This window comes from Methanosarcina sp. 2.H.T.1A.6 (assembly GCF_000979455.1).
Taxonomy (GTDB): Archaea; Halobacteriota; Methanosarcinia; order Methanosarcinales; family Methanosarcinaceae; genus Methanosarcina.
Map to the genome: position 1 here is coordinate 284,531 of NZ_JJOY01000030.1, position 23,411 is coordinate 307,941.

The following is a 23,411-nucleotide window of genomic DNA, read 5'->3' on the forward strand; positions in this document are numbered from 1 at the left end:
TAGAATCGAGTAATACTTGAGGTTTTTTATGAAAGCTTCGGACCTTTTTGTTGCCCAGCTTAAAGAGGAAGGCGTGGAATATATTTTCGGACTTCCTGGAGAAGAAAATCTTGACTTTCTCGAATCTCTGCGAAACTCGAACATCAAATTGATCATAACAAGGCATGAACAGGCTGCGGCATTTATGGCTGCAGCTTACGGGAGGCTGACAGGAAAACCGGGGGTTTGTTTTTCAACCCTCGGTCCGGGAGCGACTAACCTTGTTACAGGCGTTGCCCAGGCACAGCTTACAGGAGCTCCCTTTATCTCAATCTCCGGACAAAAGGCGCTGATTGACAACTGGCAGGCCCGTTTCCAGCTTGTAGATGTTGTCAGGATGATGGAACCGCTCTGCAAAAAGGCTGTATCCATCACCGACCCGGGGATGATCCCTACAGTAATCCGAAACGCCTTCAAGCACGCGGAAGCCGAAAGGCCGGGAGCTGTACACATTGAGCTTCCTGAGGATGTGGCTGAAGAAGAGACAGACGCAGTTGTGCAGAAGCGAAGCGAGATCAAAATTCCCCTTCCTGATCCTGAAGCTGTTAAAATGGCAGCAAGTATGATCCACGGGGCTAAAAATCCCCTTATCATAGTCTCTTCCGGAGCTAACCGGAAGGCGGTCACTGAAGAACTAGAATATTTTTCCAGAAAGACCGGCATATACCTTGTGCACACACAAATGGGAAAAGGTGTAGTCCCTGATGACTGTCCTTATAGCCTCTTTGCTACCGGAATCCATGCAAGAGATTACATAAACTGTGGAATTGACGGGGCAGATCTGATAATAACAGTGGGTTACGATATCGTAGAATACCCTCCCTACCTCTGGAACGAGCAGCTGGATAAAAAGATCATAAATATAGATTTCGTGGATTCCGTACCTGACAGGTATTTCAATCCTACGATAGAAATCATTGGAGATATTGTCTCTTCAATCAGAGAACTTGCCGCAAACATCCCGGTAAAGCGAGAATTTCCGATCTTTGAGCATACCAGGAGTTTCATAGAGGAAAAAATAAGTGCTCCTGCCAGGAAAAGTTACCCTCCCCTTCCGCAGGCAGTAGTTCAGAATGTCAGGAAAGTGCTTGGGAGAGAAGATATAATCACGCTGGACAACGGGATTTATAAACTCTGGTTCTCCCGCCTTTACAAGACCTATGCTCCGAACACTGTGCTCCTTGACAATGCTCTTGCAACTATGGGTGCAGGACTCTCGTCCGGAATTACCGCAAAACTTCTTCATCCGGAACGCCGCGTACTTGCAATCTGCGGGGACGGGGGTTTTATGATGAACTGCCAGGAACTCGAGACCGCAATCCGCCATGGAATCTCTGTGGTTGTCCTGATTCTCAATGACAATGCCTTTGGCTTTATTAAATGGAAGCAGAAAAAAAGGCATTTTGAGGACTTCGCCCTGGACTATGGAAACCCTGATTTTTCACTCTTTGCCGAGAGTTTCGGGGCTGCAGGTATCAAAGTCAAAGAAGACGATGACCTTGCAGAAGTTCTGGAAAAAGCTTTTGCCATGAATAAAGTAGTTGTTATCGAATGTCCTATCGACTATTCCGTAAACTATGAGACCTTCTCGATAGAACTGAGAAACCTTACATGTAAATTCGAATAAGCAGATTTAAGCAGATTTTTCTTCAAGGGTTTGCAGGTTGATATTATGCAAACCCTCCATTGTTGAAATCAAACACCGGGAGAAACAATTGGGAGATGCAGAGAAAAAAGCAGGGTATCCCATCCATTCACATGACGTAGTCATAGTTGGAGCCGGACTGACTGGCCTCCGGGCAGCAATTGAGACTGTAAACAGGGGACTTGATACAGCCATCATTTCCAGGGTGCACCCTCTCCCGCCCCCATTCCGTAGCAGCTCAAGGTGGGATAAATACAGCCCCTGGTGGGGACAGGTACAGGGATTACCTTAAGCTAAATCCTATTCTGATAACCTTCCTTGCTCCAAAGATCGGTATATTAAGGCAGCAGAGATCGCAAAAGAGGTGCTGGAGAAGAAAATGTCTGTTAAGGAAGTTGTATTAATGAAAGGAATTTTGAGTAAAGAGGAAGCTGATGAACTGCTCAAAATTGAAAAGCTATTATAAGTGCTTAATTCCAGAGCATATTGCTATTTTATGCTTTCTAAAGTACTTATGTTTTATAAAGTACTATAATGAGATAATTGGAAAAATGAGATATTTGAATACAGAAAAACCGATATTTGAAACGTTGATATTTAAAACGTGGATATTTAAAACGTTGACAGTTAAAAAGCAGACCGTAAGAAAGTCAATAGTGAGACAGTTTTCCCACATTAATCCGCAGGTTATTTGTGGGATTTTTAATTAAAAGTTTTTAGTTATATTGTCTCGGTCGTTTTCAATCTGAATTTCAAGCTTTTTAACTTATAAATTTTAATTTGCGCTTCCTAATTTGTAGATATAATATTGCAATTATTCAAAATACATTGCAATTATTCAAAACCACTGGCTGATTGAGGCTACAGGTTAAGGTAGTGCTATACAAAGCGAATAAGGACTGTTTAAGGTATCTTAATTAAGGTACCCTTTTCTTTCAAGCCATTCGATCTGGGGTCTTGTGTATTTCCAGGTAACATCAGCTTTTGAGTCCTGAACTTCCCAGGGGTTGGCTATGACAACATCGCCTTCGCGGATCCACATTCTCTTTTTCTTGGAACCGGGAATACGGCCCATGCGGACAACGCCGTCCATACACTGTAGTGTAACTCTTTTTGATCCAAGTAAACTTGCTACTGTTGCCAGTACTTCGTTTCTGTCCTTACGTGGAGTTCTCACCCTTGTTACTTCCTGGGCGCCGTTTCCTGGTCCTACTGGTTTATTAGATCCTGCCTGTCTTTTTCTTATAGTGCTTCTGTAATTAGCCAGATTAATTCCTCCTCTGCTGATTTTGATCTTAATAATTTCAATTTAATTGGATTTGTTGATTTTCATTCCAGATTCCGTTTGTTTTTCCTTCTTTTATGGATGCCATCAAAGACATTTGCTGTTTTGAACAGATGTAATTAAATTGTTATGTTTTTGATTTCTGAACCCGTCCATAAAAACAAAAGGCGAAAAACAAAGAAAATAAAAAAACGAATAGTGAAAATGAATTGGGTGTTAATCCAATAAATAATTAAATTAACACTCAAGTCAGATTATCATTAGAACTTCCTGTGGTTAGGAAGGCAATCTCTGCAGTAAACCGGCCGTCCTTCTGTTGGTTTGAACGGAACTTCGGTCTCAACACCGCAGTCAGAACAGGTTACTTTAGTCATTTCTCTGGGGCCACTGTTGCCGCCTCTGAAACCACCACTTCCACCACGGTTGCCGTCTCTGCTGCCACCACGGTAAGAGTTTCCTCTGTCATTAAAACCCATTTTTGTTTCACCTCCGCTTATAGCGGGTATCTATAGAGTAAAAACAAGATTGTATAAAATTTATTGATTAAAAACAAAAATTGGTTTTTAATAACAATTATACGTCTCTTTATTTTCAACTACTCCTACATAGGAGTTTAATTATATAAAAGTATCCATCAAGAAATATAGAGTAGTGTCCGTGAGTTATTGATTATGCCTGGCAAAAAGGACACATCTACCTTCTTTGATCGGATTTGAGAATATCCCATAGGCATGCGATTTTCATTAACTAACCCCCACAAACAAATAGAGTAACAGAATAAAATAAGTTCAATTATAAAAAAGAGGATCGAAAGAAAGCTCAAATTTTGAGTAAATGAAAAGTGTAGCAACATAATCATTTAATAAAGTACATTATAAAAAGAAGTAGTCCGTTTGGCCTGCTCAAGCTAAGCAAAACGGACATAATCTGTCAAGTGAAATATTCCGAATGAATTCGAAATTAGTAGCGGTTCTCTCTGGGCTTCCTGTGGTTAGGAAGGCAGTCTCTGCAGTAGACCGGTCTGTCGGGATCAGGTTTGAAAGGAACCTGAGTTTCAGCGCCGCAGTCGGAACAGGTTGCGTTGTGCATTTCCTTCGGGGCTCCGAAACCTCCCCGGTTACTGTCTCTTCCCCGGAAGGAGTTTCTGTCATTAAAAGCCATTTTCTTTTCACCTCCGCTTACAACGGATAGTCATTTGCTTAAAAATAAGATTGTATAGAGCTCTTTGATTAAAAACAGAAATTAGTTTTTAATAACAGATTATACATCTCTTTATTTTTAATGTTTCCACTATACAATCAAATTATATAAATCTTGCCAATACGGATTAAAAGACTATAAAAATATAATTTATCTGAAGCCACCTGAATTTAAATCCAATCATCCAGCTCCCTTTACTACGGATCAAACGACCGATATTTAAACTCCACAGGCTTTTTGACCACTACTTTTCAGAAAATAATGGAACCGGACTTTTTTAATTACTCAATTTCTCTTTTAAGGTAGTGCCAGAAAGCCCATACACAGACCAGTTCCCAGCCCTCAGCACCAAATCTATTGAGGTCTTCTGTAGTTCCTCGTCCCATTTTCAGGATTGGAACACACTTATATTCAAATTTTCTCACGCAATATATCCCGGATTTAATGTTATTAAGACTTACGCACTTGAGGTACAAAATCAAGTTTATTATAACACTGTTGTTTAAATGTTCATTTTGAATAGTTGGGGAGTTTAATGCTATTGATTTCTCAGTTCAACTGCATAATTCCTGGTTTTTTCAAAGGAACATTCTGGTCTTAAGTAGAAATGGTACAAAACCTTCCACTGTCGCCAGTGGCACTATCCGAAAGCAGGAGTATAATGCATGTATGCATGTTAAGCCGGGTAATACATGAAATAGCAAACTCTGCAAGCAAGTACAATCAGCATACCAGTAAAATAGTGCAATCTGAGAAAAGATAAAGCAGGATTGTTGAAAAACCGGAAAAAGATAAAGCAGGATTGTTGAAAAGCTGGGAAAGGACAGAAGCAGGAGATTAAAAGGGCAGAAAACTCTAGATAGCTCTGAATAATGCAGAATTATTGAAAAGAGGAATGAGAGGTTTAAACCGTGGTAATGGTTAAAACCAAAGAATATTAAGAGAGTTGTATTTTGTGAATTGAGCCTTATAATTTATCAGGCAGTTATTTAAGGTAGCCTTTGCGCTCGAGCCACTCTATCTGAGGCCTTGTGTATTTCCATATAACATCGGCTTTGGAATCCTGAATATCCCATGGAGTGGCAATTACGACATCACCTTCACGAATCCACATTTTCTTGTTCTTGGATCCGGGGATTCGGCCCATTCGGACAACACCATCCATGCACTGTAAATTGACCCTCTTTGAGCCTAAGAGACTTCCTACCGTTGCCAGTACTTCATGATTTTCCTTGCGCGGGGTACGCACCCTTGTTACTTCCTGAGTAGTTGGTGCGGCAGTTCCAGTTCCTGCTTTTCTCTTTCTTATATTACTTCTATAGTTTGCCAGTTTGATTCCTCGTTGTATTATTACTTTTGAGTCGTTTATTCGCATTTATTTTATCAGATCATATTTTTTCGAACTTACTGTGTTCAACAATTCCTTTAGGTATTTTGGTGTGAAGGTTCATAAATGGATAGGAAGTAAAAAACCTCTGAAAAATCTAGAACCTCTGAGAATCCAATATCTCAGGAGAATCTCCTATTTGGAAGGTGGAGTAAATCAGTTCATAACCCATGACTTAGAGTTTACTTCAAAATTCTTCAGAGCAATTCCAGATCCCGCCATATAAATATTAACTGAGATGTAATCAATGAAAATTTATGATATGACATGATAAATAAACATATAAAGACATAAGAGTTTCGATGCCCTTCACCCAAAGATAAGGTAAAAACACAGAATAAAAAGTGGATTAAGTGTTGATGTAATCAGTTACAGCGCAACACTTTACGCGATAAATTCGAATTTAGAACTTCCTGTGGTTAGGAAGGCAGTCTCTGCAGTAAACCGGCCGTCCTTCGGTTGGTTTGAAAGGAACTTCTGTCTCGACACCGCAGTCAGAACAGGTAACCTTGTGCATTTCTCTGGGGCCGCTGTTGCCGCCTCTGAAACCACCACTTCCACCACGGTTGCTGTCTCTGCTGCCACCCCGGTAAGAGTTTCCTCTGTCATTAAAACCCATTTTAATTCACCTCCGCTTATAGCGGATATACAGATATCATAAAAATATGATAAGATATAATTTATTATTTAAAAACAAAAAAAGGAGTTTTTAATAACAGATTATGTCTCATTATTTTTACTAATTGTAAAAACCTCTTATGTTATATAAAATTAATCCACGTGAGCCGGAAGACATATAAAAGCGTCTTCCTCAAACATAAGAATCAGAGTAACGAATCAAACATTAGAAATAAGACATTAGAAATAAGACATTAGAAATAAGACATTAGAAATAAGACATTAGAAATAAGACATTAGAAATAAGACATTAGAAATAAGACATTAAAAATAAGAATATATGGAAAACCTGCTGTCAAAAGGTTTCCATTGATAATAATAAAAATCAAAAGATTCAGAATTTCTGGAATTAGAATTTCCGGTGTTTTGGGAGACAGTCCCTGCAGTAAACTGGTCTTCCTTCAGTTGGCTTGAATGGAACCTGGGTCTCAACGCCACAGTCAGAACACACTACCGGGTACAGTTCTCTGGGGCCGCTGCTGCCACCTCTGAAACCACCACGGTTGTTGTCTCTGCTTCCCCGGTTGTTGTCTCTGCTTCCCCGGTTGCTTTCTCTTCCCCTGAAAGAATTCCCTCTGTCATTAAAACTCACTCTTGTTTCACCTCCGCTTATAGCGGATATCCTCTAGGTTGCTATAAAAATAAGGTCCTATACAATTCTTTTATTAAAAACAAAAATGAAGTTTTTAATAACAGATCATATGATTCTTTATTTTTACTGCCAATATTTCTCAAGACATTATAACATATAAATTTATCTCAAGTGAAAAGGAAAAATAAAAAGAATCATTTTAAGACCTCTAAAACCTCATTACACCTTAGAATAGACCGCTTTTTCGGAGATAGAAATTAGAATCAAATTTTTCGGATTTGTGCCTGATTTCTCATATTTATGCCTGAAATTTCTAATATATTTGTTAAATTTCAGTGTACTTTCAAAAGAAAGAGCCTGATACTTGAGAATATATTGATAAACTTGTCAAACTGGACAAGATAAATAGACGGATGATATCCTGAAGCTAGGAAACTAATGAACCAGGAACTGATTAATAAATAGAAGTAAAATAATCCATTAATGAACTATTATTACCTGCTGTTACTGGCAATAGCATTTGAAGTATGCGGAACTACCTGCATGAAATTATCCGAAGGCTTTTCAAAGTTGCTCCCTTCAGTTTTGATATTCGTATTTTACGCCATTAGTTTCTTTTTCTTTACCCTTGCCCTTAAAGGAATAGATGTGAGCATTGCATACGCAATATGGGCCGGGCTCGGGACTGCTCTTATCACAGTAGTCGGAATTTTTGGGTTCAGGGAACCTGCCACTGCCCTAAAGATGATTTCTCTTGCCATTGTAATTGCAGGAGTTATCGGGCTTCACCTGAGTGATAGGGTAACATAATTGACCAGACTGACCAGATTTACCTGACTGATCAGATTTACCTGATTGAAATAGCTTTGTGCAAGCCGAAGCTAAGGCTTTGAGGTTTTTCAGTACCTGGCAGAAAGAATGCCAGCAGCCCGAGGTTCAGAGCTTTTTAGCCACAACTACAAACCCGTTAATTTTGTTACCTGTCCTGGTTTTGAGCTCTTCAACCCTGAAATAATCAATATCAAACCCGCAGTCTACAAGCAGGAACACAAGCTCTTTTTCGGAGAAATGGTGTGCAATATATTCAACCTCTCCTGTTTCAGGGTTCAGGGCAAGGAAAGAACCTTCTTCTTTTGTAACAGGGAAGTCCTGAAGGTAGCGATTTCTGTAAAGATTGAGGTGCCAGTTCTGCCCGAATTCCACAAGATAAAGATAACCCCCGGGTTTCAGGACTCTGAAAACTTCCAGAATTATCCTGGCTCTTTCCTGCGGGTCCGGCACAGAGGTCAAAAAAGCCTGCATGACTGCAAAATCGAAACTTGATTCGTGGAAAGGAAGATCAGAAGCATCCACAACCTTAAATTCGGCTCTCCCTTTAATCTCTAGATCCGGACCCAGGTTTTTTGCAGCAGCTTTTGAAAGCTTGACAGCTTCAGTGTTTATATCTATCCCTGTTACCGAATATCCCAGGGAAGCAAGCTCAAGGCTAATTTTTCCAAACCCACATCCGACATCGAGAATATTATAACCTTCCTGTAGATAACTGTGAATCACGGGGTAAAGCTCAAGACTTGAGGGTATGTTCTTTCCGGGAACCATTTCCCAGTATGATTTTGACATAGAGAAACAGAATACAGGTAAAGGATAAAGAACATTTCGAAACCCATAAAATACTCTGAGATGCCAGCCTTACGGAATATGGACAAACTGAGCTGAAAAAAATAAAAAGGGGGGGGGTAGATAAATGAATAATCTGGAAATCAATAAAACAATATGGAAATAAAATAATATGGAAATAAAACAATAAAGATATTTCAGGCAACTCCTGAGTCCGCCCTCAGTTGCTGCCTGAAAAATTCTTATTGTTAAGGGTTAACCCCGTTAACACGGACTTTGACACCGCCTCAGTACCGTTTAATTCAGGGTTTTAATCCCGCAGCGATCCTGTGACAACCTGTCCAGGTAGCAATTCACGGGATAACACAGTGGCTTCTGCTGCAAGGTTCCGGAAGGAATCGGATCGTTGACATCAATGTGGATGCAACAGATACCACCGTTTCAGGATGGAAATGCCCTTAACATTCAGGTTTTTCTCAATGTTTTTGGAGTACTTACTCTTTGGAGATTAGTTCCTTTCTGTTTTTTGAGACCTTTATTCCTTCACGTTTTTAAAGACCTTTATTTCATTCACTTTCTTAAAGATCTTTTAATTCCCATAGATTGTTTCAAAGCTTTTAGTTTCATTTTGCCTGGAAAACAACTTGGGGTTAGAATTTCATATTGTAAAATTAGAATATAAGTATACTTTTTTTAATAGTTTTGTTACCTTACAGAATTGATGCTTTTAAAACTTGATAATACTTTATTTTCCTTGATAAAAGATCTGCGCAATTCACATTCAATAAAGAGAATACATAAACCCCTTTATCAAACATACAAGGGCTGCATAAAAAAAGAAACAACTATTGATCCTTTCTTATTCTTTGATGTACCGTTAAATATGAAAAATAAGCTGTATTAATAATGAAGATAATTTAAACGTCTTAAAAAGCTTTAAATTCCCTTATCAGGATTTAAAACCCGAAAGAACCTGGCAAGCTATTTGCACTCAGCATAATCCGGTGAAAGAGCAAAATACTTGCGGAAGAGCTCATGATAAAGAATAATGTAAGCTAAGGCATTTTAGAGAAACACAGGGAAACTTCGTGATTATGATGTAGAGGCTGTGGAAAGAGAGATGTGGTCATTTTTTAGTTAACTGCAGCCACAGTGTTGTAGCAGATTTGAAATAAATCAGATTTGAATAAATCAAGATCAAAATTCTCGAAATTCTGGAAGAGAAATACTATAAGGCATAGAACAAGCATATTATCCAGGGATGGAATCGGAGTCGGGGACTTCCTCTACAGATGGTAAGGCACTTTTTCCTCTGTATACCATAACGTTTATCGGAACCCTCGGGTTTGGCATCATACTTACTTTTCTTGTATTTCTTGTGACAAAATACGGAGGCAATGCCCTTGTCTACGGCATACTCGCCTCAACCTACCCTGCTTTTCAGCTTATTGGAGCTCCTATTCTGGGCCGGTGGTCTGACCTTTACGGAAGGAAGAAGATTTTGTTATTGAGCCAGATTGGGACCCTTATTGCCTGGGTTATTTTTCTTGTCGCCCTGTTCTTTCCCGTAACCCCCCTGATAGAAGTCAGGTCTGACCTGCTGGGCGTTTTTACGATCACTCTTCCCCTGCTTGCACTCTTTTTTGCAAGGGCCCTTGACGGGATTACAGGAGGAAATGTATCTGTTGCCAACGCATATCTCGCTGACCTCACCTCCGAAGAAGAGAGAAATAAAAACTATGGCCGGATGTCTGTTGCCTCAAATATGGGATACGTCTTTGGCCCTGCCCTTGCCGGCCTCCTTGGAACAACAGTCTATGGCGAACTTCTGCCCGTATCTGTAGCCCTTCTGATCTCAGTCATAGGGACTCTTATCGTGCTTTTTCTGCTCCCGGATTCACGGCCCTGCGCCATTGAGGAATACCCGGAGTCCACTGGCATCAGAAAAGTTCTCGGACAGGAACAAAAAGAGTGCTATCAGATCGAGGTAGGAAGAAAAATCACCTTCCGTGAGATCTTCAGTCTTGAATACATCCCTTTTATGCTGGTTGTTTACTTCCTTATCTTTCTGGGCTTCAATATATATTATACTGCATTCCCGGTCTTTGCTGTTGTTGCTCTTGAATGGAGCCCTGCCGAACTGGGTATTTATTTTTCAGTAATCAGCATACTTATGGCTTTTGTGCAGGGCCCGGTCCTCGCAAAACTTGCCAAAAGATATTGGGAATCGATTCTGGTTGTTGTCGGGGGCTTTGTTCTGGGCCTGCAGTTCATTCTGATAATCCCTGGAAACCTCTTTCTCTTATACCTGGCAGCGATCTGCTTTGCGTTTGGAAACGGAATCATGTGGCCCTCTATTCTCTCGATCCTCTCGAAATTCGCAGGAAAAAAATATCAGGGATCGGTACAGGGCTTTGCGATGAGCGCGAGCAGCCTTGCAAGTATAATAGGGCTGCTTTCCGGAGGCCTACTTTATACGCAGCTGGGGGTCATCTCCTTCCTGATCGCAGCTGCAATCATATATCTTGTCGTCTTCCTCTCGTTCAGACTTGTAAGAATTGAAAAAGAGAGGTTGGAGGGAATGGCAGTTGCGAAAACATCAGCTGAAGCCCCCGAAAAATGATTTTTGTTAAACTCTCTCTTTTTGAAGAGACACTAAAGAAAAAATAAACCATTTTCAATTAGAACTTATAGGATGAATTCCAGAAAATAATCAATTCTGAATCAGGAGTGAAACAATATGGAATGGCCTGTAACTTCCGGGAACTACGTAATAGGAGACACGAATTCGAGCGTAGCTGTGGTAACTCTTGCCTCTGACTACACGGCATGGGGACTTAAGAACTATGCAATCTGCGGAACATGTTTTACTGAAAACTTCGGGATTGAAAAGATAATAACCAATGTGCTTGCAAACCCGAACATAAACTGTCTGATCGTCTGCGGAGCAGAAAGCGCCCACCTTGCAGGCCAGTCCCTGATTTCACTTGCCGAAAACGGAGTTTCCACAATGGCAGGCTCAAAAAAAATAGCCGGCTCAAACTCCCCTCTGCCCTACTTAAATGAAATTCCCATGACTGCAATCTCCCGCTTCCTCAGGGGAATTAAAATTATAGACCTTGTCGGAAACAAAGACCCTGCCTCCATCCAGAAAGCAATCGACTCCTGCACCGGCCCGAAAAGAAGCGAAGCTCACATCATCTCAATGCCCGAAATCGATGAAAATAGCTGGAAAAAGTACGAAAAACTGGTAAAGCAGAATGTAATGTCTAAGATTAAAAAAGGATGATCTGGAGAAGCCGTGGAAAGGATAATCATATTTCTTAATATTTTTCGATTAAACCGGAATCCATTATTTTCTTGTTCAAGCTGCTAACCATAAGGAAAATGACGCAGGATGGGATATAATCTGGTCTGTAATCGAAAAATCATATTAAAAACAAAAATGTTAAATTCATTAATAACGTTTCAAAGTTAGGATGTATCCTGCCGGCCCGGACCTTCTGGAATTCGTAATAGACAATTTCAACACTGAAAATCTGCCCAGAAAAATAAAAAATTTATTATACTTTACAATTGGTGTGTTTGCTTCTGCAATTATCTTTTTTAGTATTTTCCGCCTGTTTAGAATAGCTTTTTTATCAATATGTCATCAGTAGCTGCTGTTTAAAAAGGAATGAATCACAGCTTTTTAATAGATTTCCTTAACTCTCCCAACCTGCCCATCCGCTAATTGAACTTTTATCCCATGCGGATGAGTTGAAGAATTGGTTAAAATTCTCTTTACAACGCCCTGGGTAATTTTCCCGGTTCGCTGGTCCTGCTTCAGGACAATTCCCACTTTTAGTCCTTCTTTGATATTTGCTCTGATACTTCCATTGTTCATGGCAGAAGGTAAATTCATAGATATATAAATCAGTACGTTTTTAAAAAATTGAGATTCATTACTTATTTGTTTCTCTGCTTTCAAGCCAGTCAATTACCTTAGGCCAGAGGGACAATGAGATAATCATGGTAATCACAAAAACGAAAATAGAACCCGCAGCGATATCTACCAGAGTGTAGGCTGTTTCCCCCAGGTACATGTTGGTCAATAAAGCCCCAAACAGGAAGAGATTCATTAGCACTATCGAGGTGGCAATACTTGAGAGAAGCACGACTCTGGTCCTTTTGTCTTTGGATCCAAATTTTACCATATAATTCACCAGCAACAACCAAGTGTTCAGAATTCCCGAAAACCTAACCTTCAAAAAGTTCATCCGGAGAGTTTTTTAAGTACGCATGCAGGAAAGTTTTGTTAGCAACCTCTCACGCATGCGGCGTTCATTTTTTGACATTTACCTTAAATTATAAGCTTCAAAAGTATCTGCTCTGAACTTATTTAATCCTGCTTCTTTTCATTAGCAGGGAATTGGTTGTAACAGAAACTGAACTCAATGCCATGAAAGCGGCGGCAAGTTCCGGTGTAATCATTATCCTGAAGAAAATGGGGTACAGGATTCCTGCTGCAATAGGGATGCCCAGCATATTGTATCCGAAGGCCCAGGCCAGATTTTGCTTAATCTTATTAATGGTAAGCCGGCTCAGTTTAAGCGCTGCGACCACATCTCTCAGGTCATTTTTGATAAGCACTATTTTTGCAGATTCCATTGCTACATCCGTACCAGCTCCCATAGCGATTCCCACATCGGACTGAATGAGGGCAGGTGCATCATTAATGCCGTCACCTACCATGCCAACAAGCTTGCCTTCCTTCTGAAGCTTTTTGATTTCGTTTGCTTTGTCTTCGGGAAGCACCTCCGCAAGCACTCTCGGGATCCCTACTTCTGCTGCAATTGCTCCGGCCGTAATTGCATTGTCTCCGGTTATCATAACTACTTCGATGCCCATTTTTATCAGAGTCTCAATTGCCTCTTTAGAGTTCTCCTTCAGAGTATCGGCAACAGCAACAAGACCTATGATTTCACCCCCATGGGCTACAAGCATTGCAGTTTTCCCGTTTTCCTCAAATTCGTGCATTTTAACTTCCAGCCCCTCGAAAGAAATCATGTTTTCTTCCATAAGTTTGCGCGTACCGAGCAGAATTTTCTTTTCTTCAAGGTATGCCTCAATACCTTTTCCGGGAATAGAACGGAAGTTTTTTGCCTCTGCAAGGCTTATTTTCCTTTCATCCGCACCTCTTACAATGGCTTCTCCCAGTGGGTGCTCTGACCCTTTTTCAGCCGTTGCAGCAATAAAAAGCACTTCGCTTTCTTCGCGGCCAGAGACTGCAAATACATCTGTAAGTTTCGGAGTACCTTCAGTAAGGGTTCCTGTTTTGTCAAACACGATAGTATCAAGTTTATGCGCCCTCTCAAGGGCTTCCCCGCCTTTGATCAGAATTCCGTTTTCAGCACCTTTGCCAGTACCAACCATAATGGCTGCAGGAGTTGCAAGCCCAACTGCGCACGGACATGAGATTACAAGGACAGTAATAGCTATGAGCAGGGAAAAAAGGAAAGGGCTTATTCCTCCGAGTTCTGCGGATTCCCCTACCCCGTAACGCCAGTAACCGATGAAAAACCAGAAGAAAAAAGCCAGAAGGGCAATTATATGTACGGCTACGATGAAGTTGCCAGCAAAAACATCTGCGACCCTCTGGATGGGAGCCTTGGTTGTCTGGGCTGCTTCTACAAGCCTGATTATCTGGGCAAGGGCAGTATCAGCTCCGACCTTTGTAGCCCTGAACCTGAAAGACCCTGTCTTGTTAAGGGTAGCCCCGATAACCGTGTCCCCTGCACCTTTCTCAACAGGGATGCTCTCGCCGGTAATCATGGACTCGTCTATTGCAGAGCTTCCTTCAACCACAACCCCGTCAACAGGTATCTTTTCACCCGGACGGACCACAACAATGTCTCCAACGACTACCTCTTCTACAGGAACCTCTTTTTCCACGCCGTCTACAAGGATCCTTGAGGTTTTAGCCCTTAACCCCATCAATTTTCGGATGGCTTCCGAGGTTTTGCCCCGGGCTCTTGCTTCGAGGTACCTGCCAAAGACGATGAAAATAATCAGAAACGCTACAGTGTCATAGTAGAGGACATCATATCCCGGTCCCAGGTCAAGGAAAGTTGCTGCTACACTGATAAGATAAGCTGATCCGGTTCCTGCAGCAATCAAGAGATTCATGTCGGTTACGCCGTGCTTGAAGCCTTTGAAAGTCCCGACAAAAAACTGCCTGCCCGGAAAAAGAAGGACAAGGGTAGACATTATAAAAAGTACAATGTGATTGGAAAAGATTGAGGGCACAAACGACAGGAAAGGAAACATCATGCTCATGTTTCCGAGGGATATGGGAATGCCCAGCAAAAGGGCAACAATAAGGTTATTTCTCTGCCTGCGGATCTCAGCGTCCCTTGACATCTGCTCTCGGTCTTCATACTCAACCGTTTCAGCAGGGACCGATGCCCCATACCCGATTCCCTGAACTGCAGCAATAATTTCCCTGACAGAAATGAGGGAGGAGTTAAATTCCACAACGGCTTTTTCAAGCGGAAAATTCACGGAAACCGAGATTACGCCTTCGGTTTTAGTGAGGATCTTCTCAATATTTGCAGCACAGGACGCACAGCTCATGCCCTGGAGATTCAGGGTTACTTTATCTTTCTCGACTTTATACCCTATGGATTCAATAGCTTCTTCAATTTCCTGAGGAGAGATAAGGGAAGGCTCAAAGCTAACCTTTGCCCTGCCAAGCTCCAGATTAACGGCTACGGAATCCACACCCTCCTTTTTCTTCAGGACCTTCTCGATATTCAGGGCGCATGCCGAGCAGGTCATCCCGGAAACTCCGAGGGTGATTTCTTTGGGGCCTGCTTTTTGCCCGGACAGCCGAGTTACTTCTTTTTCCGCCAGTTTGCACGCTTCATCAAGGGTGCAGGAAATTCCCGCCGCCTCCTCACTCACAACGGTTCCCGAACCCTTTGATTCAGCTTCTTTATCAGCAACTTCCGGAGCTTCTGCTGTCTTTCCGGTGCTTTCGGAGGTTTCTGCCTGGATCTCCTCCTCAGTTTCTCCTTCGCGTTCTGTAGAATACCCCGCCTTCAGGACGGCTACCTTAATATCGTCAAGGCTTACCTTTTCAGGATCAAAAATAACAGTTGCACTTTCGGCTTCAAGATTGACATCTACAGACTCCACGCCCTTAAGAGAAGAAATAGCATCCGCTACACTTTTCTGGCAGTGACCACAGGTCATGCCATAAACTCCGATCGTAATTTCCATTGGATATGCCGCCTATCCAGATTTTCAGACTGCCTTACCGCTTAAAATGCGTTTAAAGATTCTCTGATGTTCTTATAACCCGCTTCGAGCAGGGTCATCCTTATGACATGTGCATCGGTTATCCGGCTGTCATAGGTTACATTTACCGTCCTTTCAAGGACGTTTACGTTTACACGGGAAACCCCGTTAATAGAGGCAATGAGCCTGGTAACCGTGTCTTTGCAGTACCTGCAAATCATATCATCTACTACAAGCGTTGTCTCCCCGATGTCTTCACCCCCAGATCATCAGCTGCTTATAAACAGACGCTTTACCCATATTATAAAAGTCTGTACCTTTTACTATATAATGAATTCCTCGAACCCAAAAAATTGAGTCTTTTGAGACTCATTATTTCGAGATTTAAACGCCTTATTCAAGATCAGACGGGCTCGTAGCCTGTTTCCTTTATCGCAGCTTTGATTTTCTCGACGCTGGTTGTTCCCTCGTCGAACTCAACAACAGCCTGTTTGTTCTCAAGGCTCACATCTACTTTCTTTACGCCCTGCATACCTTCAATTGCCTTTTTGACTCTCATTACACAGTGCCCGCAGGACATGCCTTCAACTTTTATGGTTTCCTGAGTAATTGTTTAAACCTCCACTGCTTTTACTGATTTATTTAACATAATAATTTTATGGACTACTGCATGATTAAATAGATATATGTCCGGTCTGCTGCATAATCCTTTGCGCTCTAAAACCGGCTAGGCAGGAAAAAGTTTCCTTCTCATTTAACCTGAGAGGGTAAAAAAGTAGAAGTGGGAAAAATCAAAAGCCTGCTTTAAAGGGGCTCATACCCTGCTTCATTTATCGCAGCTTTGATTTTCTCGACATCAGTCTTTCCCTCGTCGAACTCAACAAAGCCTGTTTGTTCTCAAGGCTCACATCTACTCTCTTTATGCCCTGTATATATTGCCTTTTTGACCCTCATTACATTGCCCGCAGGACATGCCTTCAACTTTTTGGTTTCCTGAGTAAAAGAATCCAAAACTAAGTTCTTCGGTTTCATCTGGAGAATCCGAACTGAGACTTCACCCACCACCAATTCGTATAGATGTGCACAAATATGAGCACAGCCAGGCCGAAGCCCGTTACCAGGTGCAGGTTCATAAAAGTCTGGGAATCCTCCCATCCCAACAACTCGACGAACCACAGCCTTGTGCCTGCTAACAGCTGCAGCAGGAGCAGGAGAAAAAGTGAAACATTAAGAATCCGAAGCTTGAGTTGTTTGGCCATCTGCTGACTCGTTAACCCTTTAACACCAGAGGATTCACCACATTCTGGAGCTTGCCCTTCGTAAACATCTCCACGTTCTCAATACTGACATAAGTACACTCATCCAAAGATTCTTCAGATAGAAAGGCAATGTGTGGAGTTAACACAACATTATTCATCACTAGAAGTGGACTATTCGTTGGCAGTGGCTCTTTTTCGAAAACATCCAGCCCTGCTCCGGCAATCTTTTTTTCCTTAAGAGCTTCTATGAGTGCCACTTCGTCAACCACTTTTCCCCTGGCAGTGTTAATCAATATAGCAGTTGGTTTCATCTTTGCCAGCTCCCGGGAGCCTATCATATGCTCTGTTTCGGGTGTAAGAGGCACATGCAGTGTAACTATATCGCTCTCTGAGAGCAGAGTGTCCAGATCGACGAACTTTACTCCAAGAGCCTTTGCCCTCTCAGGACTGGGGTGAGCCGTTACAGAGAGCACATTCATGTTGAACCCGTGTGCGATCTGTATTACCCTCTTACCTATTTCACCTGTTCCCAGCACGCCTATGGTCTTGCTCATGAGCTGGTTGCCCACATAGTACCTCCAATCGAATAATCCTTCTCGCAGGTTCATATCTGCCAGATGGACTTTTCTGAGCAAATTAAGGGCTAAAGCAAAGACAAACTCCGCCACCGACTCAAAGGCATAACTTGGGACGTTCGAAACAATCACTCCATGATCAGTGGCCGCCTCCAGATCTACATTGTCAAAGCCTGTCTGCCACAGACAGATCAGCTTTAGCTTGGGCGCAGAACTTATAGCCCTGGCGTCAACTCCGTACCTTCCTACTATTACAACTTCAGCATCCATTATTCTCTCAATGAATTCGTCATGAGAGAAAGGCACATTTTTGTAAATTTCGAGTTCACCCAACGCTTCGAGCCTCTTTCTGTACTCATCCGTCAGAAATATAGGATCTGCTACTACTATCTTCATACGCCACCCCGGAAATTAAAATACTGCACTGGATTCCCGTCAAATTTTCTGCAGGAAAAGTTGAAAAAACAGTAAGTTTTGCCTTTGTGCTTTGACCTGAAGACAGCTAACTTGCCTTCACATCCTATCTTGCCCGGGTCCGAGTTCCTCATACCTGCCACCCTCAGGACTTGATATACTTCTCCGGATTTTCATCAAACTTCTTTTTATCCGAAAGGGCACAGAAGTAGTACATTTTTCCTTTGTATTCACTCTTGAACCTTGCATCCTTCTCGTCCAGCTTCATCTTACAAACAGGATCAACTACCGTCATAATAACCCCCATTGATTAAAGATGCGTCAATTTATTTCTATTTTGTCACCCGATGCTTAAATATAAAGTCGGAATTCTCAATCATTCAGAGCACAGGATAAATTCTGAAATTTCAGTCATGCAGCCGGGATATACTTCTCCAGACTCTACCAGACATTTTTACTTACATTTTACCAGAAAAACATAACTCCAGATCAGGCTTAAAAACCGATCTCATTCCATTAGGAAGCGAGCGGTTAACTCTGCGAGAATTCCCAATATCATGAGCAGAGTCACAGCCATCAGTGCAGTCGACCACAAACCTGCATCGTAAACCCTCAGGGACTTTCTCACACTCTTCGAGCCCAGCAGAAGCCCGGAAGAGAGCACGAATAATATTAGCGTTATTATGCTCACAGATATCCAGTGATGACCCGTAAGTTCTGCCAACGATTGTCTAAAACCCGCTGACAAATCATGGGTGATGATGATGCAACCGGTTAAAAATATAGTAATTGAGGCCGATGTGATGAATGTTGCCGATTCCTTCATTTCAAACCTCCGTTCCCGTCTTTCCAGCATTTGATATAATCGCTCCCATCAGGAATATGAGTAACACCATAAAAAGCGCCAGGGAGGCAACCATCATCAGGGCGCGCCTGGACTTCGCTTCGCCCAGAAAAGCATCTCTATCGAAGATGTAGAGGGTAATGGAAAGAGCAAAAAAGATTACTGGAAGGAAAACAAAGATGTGCTCTTTTGCCTCCATCACAATCTCATGCACCCAGGGGTGCGGCCCTGTAAGGATCACAGGTTTTACCTGAGAGCCATAGGCCGTTAGATAGTTGTAGCCTCCTGCTATCCAGCACCCTGCAGCTACCAGAAATGCCGCAAGGTAACTTGCTATTCTTGCCCTAGCAAGTGACTTATCTGTGGCATATAGTATTTCCAGAAAGATCCAGACAAGAGCAAGGGCAGCCAGGCCTCCAGATATCGAATGCAAGAGGACCAGACTACTCTTTGTCCCGGTAGCAACACCATTATACAGGCCCCAGCTGGCATCAATGAACAGAATTGGAGCCAGGGAGTATCCCATCATTTTGTGCAATCCTCTGTAGCTGGCTCGGTTCTTTAAAACCAGACTTGGGATCACCTGCAGAATTACAATAAGAACTATAATCAGACCCAGTTTTCCGTGAATGGATACTAATATAGGCTCTCCGTGCTGCAAACTCATCAATAAACCATAGGTAAACGAGCCCAGGATAAAGGCTCCAAAGTAAATACCACTTCTTCTATGAAGTCTGAAAATATTCCCCGGCTTTCTTTTTATTCTTCCTTTGAGCATAGCTCCGGTTGCGAGAGCGTAGATAATCAGTAAAAGGCTGATAAGAACTATCAGGGCATGGCCTATCCAGCTTTCATACAACATAGCAACGCCGCTTATGACCAGAAGCAAAACCAGACCTATGTATATGTCCGAGATTTTTTCATCCGATGTCTTTTGCCTGCGCTTTGATTCCTCAGGAATTTAGAACCCCCCAGTACTGCCTGTATTCAAAGCTTCTCAAATATTCCATATCCCAGCACTAAAAATGTCTTTTTTTACCTCTGAATGTATGTTCAGAACCGTTTTTATCTGCAAAACTATTCGACATACAAACTCCAATTCAATAGTGCCTTATAACATGAACTGCCCCAAAGGACACTTTCATGGACATCATTTTCTAACAAAAATATAGCCATGACAAAATATGTTCACATCAGTAAGATATCGCGATAACAATAAAATATGATAATATAATTGTCATGATTGGTATAATACTTTATTATATCCTTTAAAAAAGCCTAAACCCCAACGGGCACTTCTTTTAGATCTGGATCTGACCCCGAAAACATAATGCCTTAATGCAGTCAATATAACAAAAGTATGCTTGCATATCAGGAAATTATTTTCATAGCCCTGCTCACACTGCTGGCAAGCGTGATCGGGACTCTGGCCGGATTCGGGATATCCACAATTATGGTGCCCGTTCTCCTGATGGTATTTCCTCTGCCTCAGACCCTGCTTCTGGTGGGCATAATTCACTGGTTTAACGATATCTGGAAAATGCTCTTATTCCGGAAAGGCATAAGATGGAAGCTTTTCCTTGCCTTCGGCCTTCCCGGCATCTTCACAAGTTTCATAGGATCATCTTTGTCCTTGAGAATCTCCCAGGAGGTCCTTTCAAGAGCTTTAGGATTGTTCCTCCTGGCTTATGTTCTTTTCATCACCTTCAACCAGACCTTTAAGCTTAGCCAGAGATTATCGGTGGCAATATCCGGCGGAGCCCTTACCGGATTTTTTGCAGGTATTTTCGGCATAGGAGGGGAAATAAATGCAGTAGCCCTAAGCGCTTTTAACCTCGAGAAAGCTGTTTATATCGCAACTGCAGGTGCCATATCTTTTATGATCGACTCTACAAGGATAGCAACGTATATCAAAGGAGATACCGGGTTAGATCCTGTCATTTTATCAGGCTTTTTGATCTTCATACCCGCATCTTTAATCGGAGCAATGATCGGGAAAAAAGGAGTTGAAAAAATACCCCAGGGAAAATTCAGGAACTTCGTAGCAGTATTCATATTTTTATTGGGACTAAAACTGGTGCTGTTTCCATAGCTTGATGGTTCTTTTGCTCTGTGATTCCTGTGAATTTTTCGTGACCTTGCGCCTCTTATCGGGCTAATAGTGAATGGATAATGTGACAGAACAATTCGGAGATGAATACAGGGAAATAAATGCGGAACACGGGATTTTTGGTTCCAAAGTTGAGCATCCTGGATAACAAAAATAAAATTTAGTTAAATTAAGCTCTTCAATTTCAAAGATATGCCTCGGTGATATACCTTCGCATCATTCTATGGCTGTTGAAATAATAGGCGGTCTTGGAAATAGAACTTCTCATCATCTCTCTCCACCCGTCCCTGTCATGATAAAATTTGGGGATGATCAGATATTCCATCTTGTTGTAAAGATCTTTAATCTCAATTCTCCTCCTTTCATTTTCTCCTATGGGTACCATGGGATAAGGCCCGATGGCCCAGCCGTTGACGCCCTCAATGCAGCCCTCTATCCACCAGCCGTCCAGGACACTGAAATTGATAACTCCGTTGCAGGCGGCCTTCATCCCACTTGTGCCCGAAGCTTCCATTGGGGGTAGGGGCGTGTTCAGCCACACGTCCACGCCGGAAACCATCCTTGCCGCCAGATCCATATCATAATTCTCCAGGTAAACAGCCTCGATCTCTCCTCTCAGCCCGGCCATGTAATTGTAAATCTCTTTAATGACGCGCTTTCCGGCATCATCTTTAGGATGCGCCTTGCCCGCAAATATAAACTGCAACTTTCCAGTTCGGTTGATCTCTTTTAACCTCTCCAGGTCAGAAAATAACAGTGTGGCGCGTTTATAAGCCGTGGCCCGGCGGGCAAATCCCAGAGTTAGGACGTTGATATCCATAATGACGCCAGTTTTCTCAACGATATGGTCTAATAGAGCCTTCTTGGCTTTCAGATGAGCGTTCCAGATCTCCCCGTACGGGACCTCATCCATCCTTACCAGAAGTTCAGGCTCATTCGCCCATCCTGGAATGTACCTGTCGAACAGTTCCCTGAAAAATTCACATGTCCATCTACAGGGGTGAACTCCGTTGGTTATTCCCCGAAGGTGGTATCCGGGAAAGAGCTTTCTGGAATATTCCATATGCGCATTGGTCACACCGTTCACATATTTGCTCAGATTCAGGGCCAGATATGTAGCGTTTAGGTTATCCACTCCTGCGTACTTTTTTATATCCCCCGGAGGAAACTCTTCTCCCAGTAATTTTTGTACGTCCGCGTAAGAGAACTTATCAAAAGCAGCTGCTACCGGCGTATGGGTAGTGAAAACGCATAAATCCCTGGTCCTGTCCGCGTCCGTGCCGTTTCTCTTCAAAAGCTCCAGGGTGAGCAGGCTCGAATGTCCTTCATTCATGTGATACTTGCGGATCTTGAAGTTCAGGGCTTCGAGCATTCTAACGCCTCCGATGCCCAGGACTATCTCCTGCTTCAGCCTGTATCTGTTGTCGCCTCCGTAGAGGAAGCTGGTAATCTCTCTGTCATCTAGAGAGTTTTCCTGTAAATCTGTATCCAGGAAGAGGACTGGAACCAGTCCACCGGTAGGGCTCTGGTGGTCGTAGATCCAGGATTTGATCTTTACCTCATTGCCTTCAATCCTGACATTCACTGCTTCCGGCAGCGGTCTCAGGAATCTCGATGGGTTCCAGTCTTCCGGATACTCCAGCTGATCGCCACTATCCGTTATCTTTTGTTTCAGGTACCCTTTTCGGCTCAGTAAAGTGACCGCGACAAGAGGAATTTTCAGGTCTGCACTGGATCTTATAGTGTCTCCTGCCAACACGCCAAGTCCACCGCTGTAGGTGGGCATTTCACTCTTCAGGCCCACTTCCATGGAGAAATAGGCGATTCTCGGGCTCTCCAGAAAGCTGCGTTTATGCTCCTCGTTGCAGAAGTAATATGAGCTGCCCCTAATTTTTGCCTTAAACTGCGCTTTTTCCGTGTCTATGGGCATTCCACAAATGGGGTCTATCTGGATCATATGTTGATTAATAATGGGCTCATCCATAATGAGTTCATCCCAGAACCCGTTTCCTCGTTAGCAGTAGTAGTCTTCAGGCTTATTAAAAATGCGAAAGAAATACCAAAAATAACGGAAAAGCCCATTGAAAATACCTGACTCTGAGAAACTTTATGTTTCATTAATCCAGATGACTATAATAGTTAAAAGTGGGGGGAAATAAATGGAACAGCAATTAAAACCATTAGCACTTGGCTTAGCTGCAGCAATAGTCTCTGCAATTATCATGGGTATGCTCGGGATACTTGGAAATTTAGGGATTTACACTGGTGCTGTTGAGATGATGAGACAGTGGCATATGTTCTTCTCGTTAACTCTAACCGGCATAATTGCTGGAATGATCGAAGCTGCAATCATTTCTTTTATTTTCGCATACTTGTTCGGAATATTCTATAACAAATTTGCTTGACCCGGATGTAAGTAAGAGTTTCATAACTTGAGGCCTCAATCCGCATTTAACTTGTCAAGGAATTCTATTTATTATGATTA

26 protein-coding genes are annotated in these 23,411 nt (G+C 42.3%); 8 read left to right on the top strand and 18 right to left on the bottom strand.

What is annotated here, in order from left to right:
* The first annotated feature begins 28 nt into the window (after positions 1-28).
* From EO98_RS08980 to EO98_RS17845, 3 genes are read left to right on the top strand one after another with little or no spacing between them, the layout of a single operon-like run.
* Positions 29-1,666, top strand: a complete 1,638-nt coding sequence (locus EO98_RS08980; protein WP_048141251.1) for an acetolactate synthase large subunit — start codon at positions 29-31, stop codon at positions 1,664-1,666.
* A gap of 37 nt (positions 1,667-1,703) precedes the next feature.
* Positions 1,704-1,976 (top strand): FAD-binding protein, encoded by a 273-nt coding sequence (locus EO98_RS18870; RefSeq protein ID WP_200895278.1) that lies wholly within the window; start codon positions 1,704-1,706, stop codon positions 1,974-1,976.
* A gap of 45 nt (positions 1,977-2,021) precedes the next feature.
* Complete coding sequence (locus EO98_RS17845; RefSeq protein ID WP_156161086.1) at positions 2,022-2,150, top strand: hypothetical protein; 129 nt, start codon at positions 2,022-2,024, stop codon at positions 2,148-2,150.
* 447 nt (positions 2,151-2,597) lie between these two features.
* Here the strand turns inward: EO98_RS17845 and eif1A (EO98_RS17850) are convergent, their stop codons facing one another.
* The 6 genes from eif1A (EO98_RS17850) to EO98_RS17855 form a co-directional block, all read right to left on the bottom strand.
* Positions 2,598-2,930 carry a translation initiation factor eIF-1A gene (eif1A, locus tag EO98_RS17850; RefSeq protein ID WP_048141256.1) on the bottom strand — a complete coding sequence of 111 codons (333 nt, stop codon included), beginning with the start codon at positions 2,928-2,930 and terminating at the stop codon, positions 2,598-2,600.
* A gap of 299 nt (positions 2,931-3,229) precedes the next feature.
* Positions 3,230-3,445 carry a CxxC-x17-CxxC domain-containing protein gene (locus EO98_RS08995; RefSeq protein ID WP_048135151.1) on the bottom strand — a complete coding sequence of 72 codons (216 nt, stop codon included), beginning with the start codon at positions 3,443-3,445 and terminating at the stop codon, positions 3,230-3,232.
* 484 nt (positions 3,446-3,929) lie between these two features.
* Positions 3,930-4,130, bottom strand: a complete 201-nt coding sequence (locus EO98_RS09000; protein ID WP_048135153.1) for a CxxC-x17-CxxC domain-containing protein — start codon at positions 4,128-4,130, stop codon at positions 3,930-3,932.
* Positions 4,131-5,154: 1,024 nt separating this feature from the next.
* Positions 5,155-5,478, bottom strand: a complete 324-nt coding sequence (gene eif1A, locus EO98_RS09005) for a translation initiation factor eIF-1A (RefSeq protein WP_082098552.1) — start codon at positions 5,476-5,478, stop codon at positions 5,155-5,157.
* Between the two features lie 481 nt (positions 5,479-5,959).
* On the bottom strand, positions 5,960-6,175 hold the full coding sequence (locus EO98_RS09010; RefSeq protein WP_048141258.1) for a CxxC-x17-CxxC domain-containing protein: 216 nt from the start codon (positions 6,173-6,175) through the stop codon (positions 5,960-5,962).
* A 408-nt stretch (positions 6,176-6,583) separates the two neighbouring features.
* Positions 6,584-6,826 (bottom strand): CxxC-x17-CxxC domain-containing protein, encoded by a 243-nt coding sequence (locus EO98_RS17855; RefSeq protein ID WP_082098538.1) that lies wholly within the window; start codon positions 6,824-6,826, stop codon positions 6,584-6,586.
* Positions 6,827-7,309: 483 nt separating this feature from the next.
* On the opposite strand from EO98_RS17855, the gene EO98_RS09015 reads away from it, so the two are divergent.
* Positions 7,310-7,636 carry a multidrug efflux SMR transporter gene (locus tag EO98_RS09015; RefSeq protein WP_048141260.1) on the top strand — a complete coding sequence of 109 codons (327 nt, stop codon included), beginning with the start codon at positions 7,310-7,312 and terminating at the stop codon, positions 7,634-7,636.
* A gap of 126 nt (positions 7,637-7,762) precedes the next feature.
* Here EO98_RS09015 and EO98_RS09020 read toward each other — a convergent pair whose 3' ends face one another.
* A complete protein-coding gene (locus EO98_RS09020; protein WP_048141262.1) occupies positions 7,763-8,446 on the bottom strand; it encodes a class I SAM-dependent methyltransferase in 684 nt (227 codons plus the stop codon).
* Between the two features lie 1,258 nt (positions 8,447-9,704).
* Between EO98_RS09020 and EO98_RS09030 the strand changes: the two genes are divergently transcribed.
* Together EO98_RS09030 and EO98_RS09035 are read left to right on the top strand one after the other, a co-directional pair.
* Entirely contained in the window at positions 9,705-11,066 is a 1,362-nt protein-coding gene (locus EO98_RS09030) for an MFS transporter (protein WP_048141266.1), read from the top strand.
* A 117-nt stretch (positions 11,067-11,183) separates the two neighbouring features.
* Positions 11,184-11,732 carry a tetrahydromethanopterin S-methyltransferase subunit A gene (locus EO98_RS09035; RefSeq protein ID WP_048141268.1) on the top strand — a complete coding sequence of 183 codons (549 nt, stop codon included), beginning with the start codon at positions 11,184-11,186 and terminating at the stop codon, positions 11,730-11,732.
* 402 nt (positions 11,733-12,134) lie between these two features.
* Here the strand turns inward: EO98_RS09035 and EO98_RS09040 are convergent, their stop codons facing one another.
* The 10 genes from EO98_RS09040 to EO98_RS17495 all read right to left on the bottom strand — a co-directional run bounded on the left by EO98_RS09040 (position 12,135) and on the right by EO98_RS17495 (position 19,705).
* Positions 12,135-12,329 carry a YwbE family protein gene (locus EO98_RS09040; protein ID WP_048131411.1) on the bottom strand — a complete coding sequence of 65 codons (195 nt, stop codon included), beginning with the start codon at positions 12,327-12,329 and terminating at the stop codon, positions 12,135-12,137.
* 58 nt (positions 12,330-12,387) lie between these two features.
* Positions 12,388-12,639 carry a hypothetical protein gene (locus EO98_RS09045; RefSeq protein ID WP_048131396.1) on the bottom strand — a complete coding sequence of 84 codons (252 nt, stop codon included), beginning with the start codon at positions 12,637-12,639 and terminating at the stop codon, positions 12,388-12,390.
* A 181-nt stretch (positions 12,640-12,820) separates the two neighbouring features.
* Positions 12,821-15,706 carry a heavy metal translocating P-type ATPase gene (locus tag EO98_RS09050; RefSeq protein ID WP_048141270.1) on the bottom strand — a complete coding sequence of 962 codons (2,886 nt, stop codon included), beginning with the start codon at positions 15,704-15,706 and terminating at the stop codon, positions 12,821-12,823.
* Between the two features lie 41 nt (positions 15,707-15,747).
* Entirely contained in the window at positions 15,748-15,945 is a 198-nt protein-coding gene (locus EO98_RS09055; RefSeq protein ID WP_048141271.1) for a heavy-metal-associated domain-containing protein, read from the bottom strand.
* Between the two features lie 182 nt (positions 15,946-16,127).
* Positions 16,128-16,334, bottom strand: coding sequence for a heavy-metal-associated domain-containing protein (locus EO98_RS09060; protein WP_048141273.1), 207 nt, complete (start codon positions 16,332-16,334; stop codon positions 16,128-16,130).
* Between the two features lie 418 nt (positions 16,335-16,752).
* Positions 16,753-16,983 carry a DUF4405 domain-containing protein gene (locus EO98_RS09065; RefSeq protein WP_048141275.1) on the bottom strand — a complete coding sequence of 77 codons (231 nt, stop codon included), beginning with the start codon at positions 16,981-16,983 and terminating at the stop codon, positions 16,753-16,755.
* A gap of 11 nt (positions 16,984-16,994) precedes the next feature.
* On the bottom strand, positions 16,995-17,954 hold the full coding sequence (locus EO98_RS09070; protein WP_048141277.1) for a 2-hydroxyacid dehydrogenase: 960 nt from the start codon (positions 17,952-17,954) through the stop codon (positions 16,995-16,997).
* Positions 17,955-18,117: 163 nt separating this feature from the next.
* The gene (locus EO98_RS17865) at positions 18,118-18,267 is read right to left on the bottom strand and encodes a YHS domain-containing protein (RefSeq protein WP_082098540.1); all 150 of its coding nucleotides are present in this window, start codon (positions 18,265-18,267) and stop codon (positions 18,118-18,120) included.
* A gap of 213 nt (positions 18,268-18,480) precedes the next feature.
* The gene (locus EO98_RS09075; protein ID WP_048141279.1) at positions 18,481-18,798 is read right to left on the bottom strand and encodes a hypothetical protein; all 318 of its coding nucleotides are present in this window, start codon (positions 18,796-18,798) and stop codon (positions 18,481-18,483) included.
* Position 18,799: 1 nt separating this feature from the next.
* Complete coding sequence (locus tag EO98_RS17495; protein WP_156161080.1) at positions 18,800-19,705, bottom strand: hypothetical protein; 906 nt, start codon at positions 19,703-19,705, stop codon at positions 18,800-18,802.
* 471 nt (positions 19,706-20,176) lie between these two features.
* On the opposite strand from EO98_RS17495, the gene EO98_RS09085 reads away from it, so the two are divergent.
* Positions 20,177-20,908, top strand: coding sequence for a sulfite exporter TauE/SafE family protein (locus EO98_RS09085; RefSeq protein ID WP_048141281.1), 732 nt, complete (start codon positions 20,177-20,179; stop codon positions 20,906-20,908).
* 202 nt (positions 20,909-21,110) lie between these two features.
* Here the strand turns inward: EO98_RS09085 and glgP are convergent, their stop codons facing one another.
* Positions 21,111-22,883, bottom strand: coding sequence for an alpha-glucan family phosphorylase (glgP, locus tag EO98_RS09090; RefSeq protein ID WP_082098541.1), 1,773 nt, complete (start codon positions 22,881-22,883; stop codon positions 21,111-21,113).
* A 202-nt stretch (positions 22,884-23,085) separates the two neighbouring features.
* Between glgP and EO98_RS09095 the strand changes: the two genes are divergently transcribed.
* A complete protein-coding gene (locus tag EO98_RS09095; protein ID WP_200895280.1) occupies positions 23,086-23,331 on the top strand; it encodes a hypothetical protein in 246 nt (81 codons plus the stop codon).
* Positions 23,332-23,411 lie beyond the last annotated feature (80 nt).

Bases quoted from the DNA above. Each gene is read 5' to 3' on its own strand.
- EO98_RS08980 (WP_048141251.1), top strand. From the start codon at position 29: ATGAAAGCTTCGGACCTTTTTGTTGCCCAGCTTAAAGAGGAAGGCGTG.
- EO98_RS08995 (WP_048135151.1), bottom strand. From the start codon at position 3,445: ATGGGTTTTAATGACAGAGGAAACTCTTACCGTGGTGGCAGCAGAGAC.
- EO98_RS09000 (WP_048135153.1), bottom strand. From the start codon at position 4,130: ATGGCTTTTAATGACAGAAACTCCTTCCGGGGAAGAGACAGTAACCGG.
- EO98_RS09010 (WP_048141258.1), bottom strand. From the start codon at position 6,175: ATGGGTTTTAATGACAGAGGAAACTCTTACCGGGGTGGCAGCAGAGAC.
- EO98_RS09015 (WP_048141260.1), top strand. From the start codon at position 7,310: ATGAACTATTATTACCTGCTGTTACTGGCAATAGCATTTGAAGTATGC.
- EO98_RS09020 (WP_048141262.1), bottom strand. From the start codon at position 8,446: ATGTCAAAATCATACTGGGAAATGGTTCCCGGAAAGAACATACCCTCA.
- EO98_RS09030 (WP_048141266.1), top strand. From the start codon at position 9,705: ATGGAATCGGAGTCGGGGACTTCCTCTACAGATGGTAAGGCACTTTTT.
- EO98_RS09035 (WP_048141268.1), top strand. From the start codon at position 11,184: ATGGAATGGCCTGTAACTTCCGGGAACTACGTAATAGGAGACACGAAT.
- EO98_RS09040 (WP_048131411.1), bottom strand. From the start codon at position 12,329: ATGAACAATGGAAGTATCAGAGCAAATATCAAAGAAGGACTAAAAGTG.
- EO98_RS09045 (WP_048131396.1), bottom strand. From the start codon at position 12,639: ATGGTAAAATTTGGATCCAAAGACAAAAGGACCAGAGTCGTGCTTCTC.
- EO98_RS09050 (WP_048141270.1), bottom strand. From the start codon at position 15,706: ATGGAAATTACGATCGGAGTTTATGGCATGACCTGTGGTCACTGCCAG.
- EO98_RS09055 (WP_048141271.1), bottom strand. From the start codon at position 15,945: ATGATTTGCAGGTACTGCAAAGACACGGTTACCAGGCTCATTGCCTCT.
- EO98_RS09065 (WP_048141275.1), bottom strand. From the start codon at position 16,983: ATGGCCAAACAACTCAAGCTTCGGATTCTTAATGTTTCACTTTTTCTC.
- EO98_RS09070 (WP_048141277.1), bottom strand. From the start codon at position 17,954: ATGAAGATAGTAGTAGCAGATCCTATATTTCTGACGGATGAGTACAGA.
- EO98_RS17865 (WP_082098540.1), bottom strand. From the start codon at position 18,267: ATGACGGTAGTTGATCCTGTTTGTAAGATGAAGCTGGACGAGAAGGAT.
- EO98_RS09075 (WP_048141279.1), bottom strand. From the start codon at position 18,798: ATGAAGGAATCGGCAACATTCATCACATCGGCCTCAATTACTATATTT.
- EO98_RS09085 (WP_048141281.1), top strand. From the start codon at position 20,177: ATGCTTGCATATCAGGAAATTATTTTCATAGCCCTGCTCACACTGCTG.
- glgP (WP_082098541.1), bottom strand. From the start codon at position 22,883: ATGATCCAGATAGACCCCATTTGTGGAATGCCCATAGACACGGAAAAA.
- EO98_RS09095 (WP_200895280.1), top strand. From the start codon at position 23,086: ATGGAACAGCAATTAAAACCATTAGCACTTGGCTTAGCTGCAGCAATA.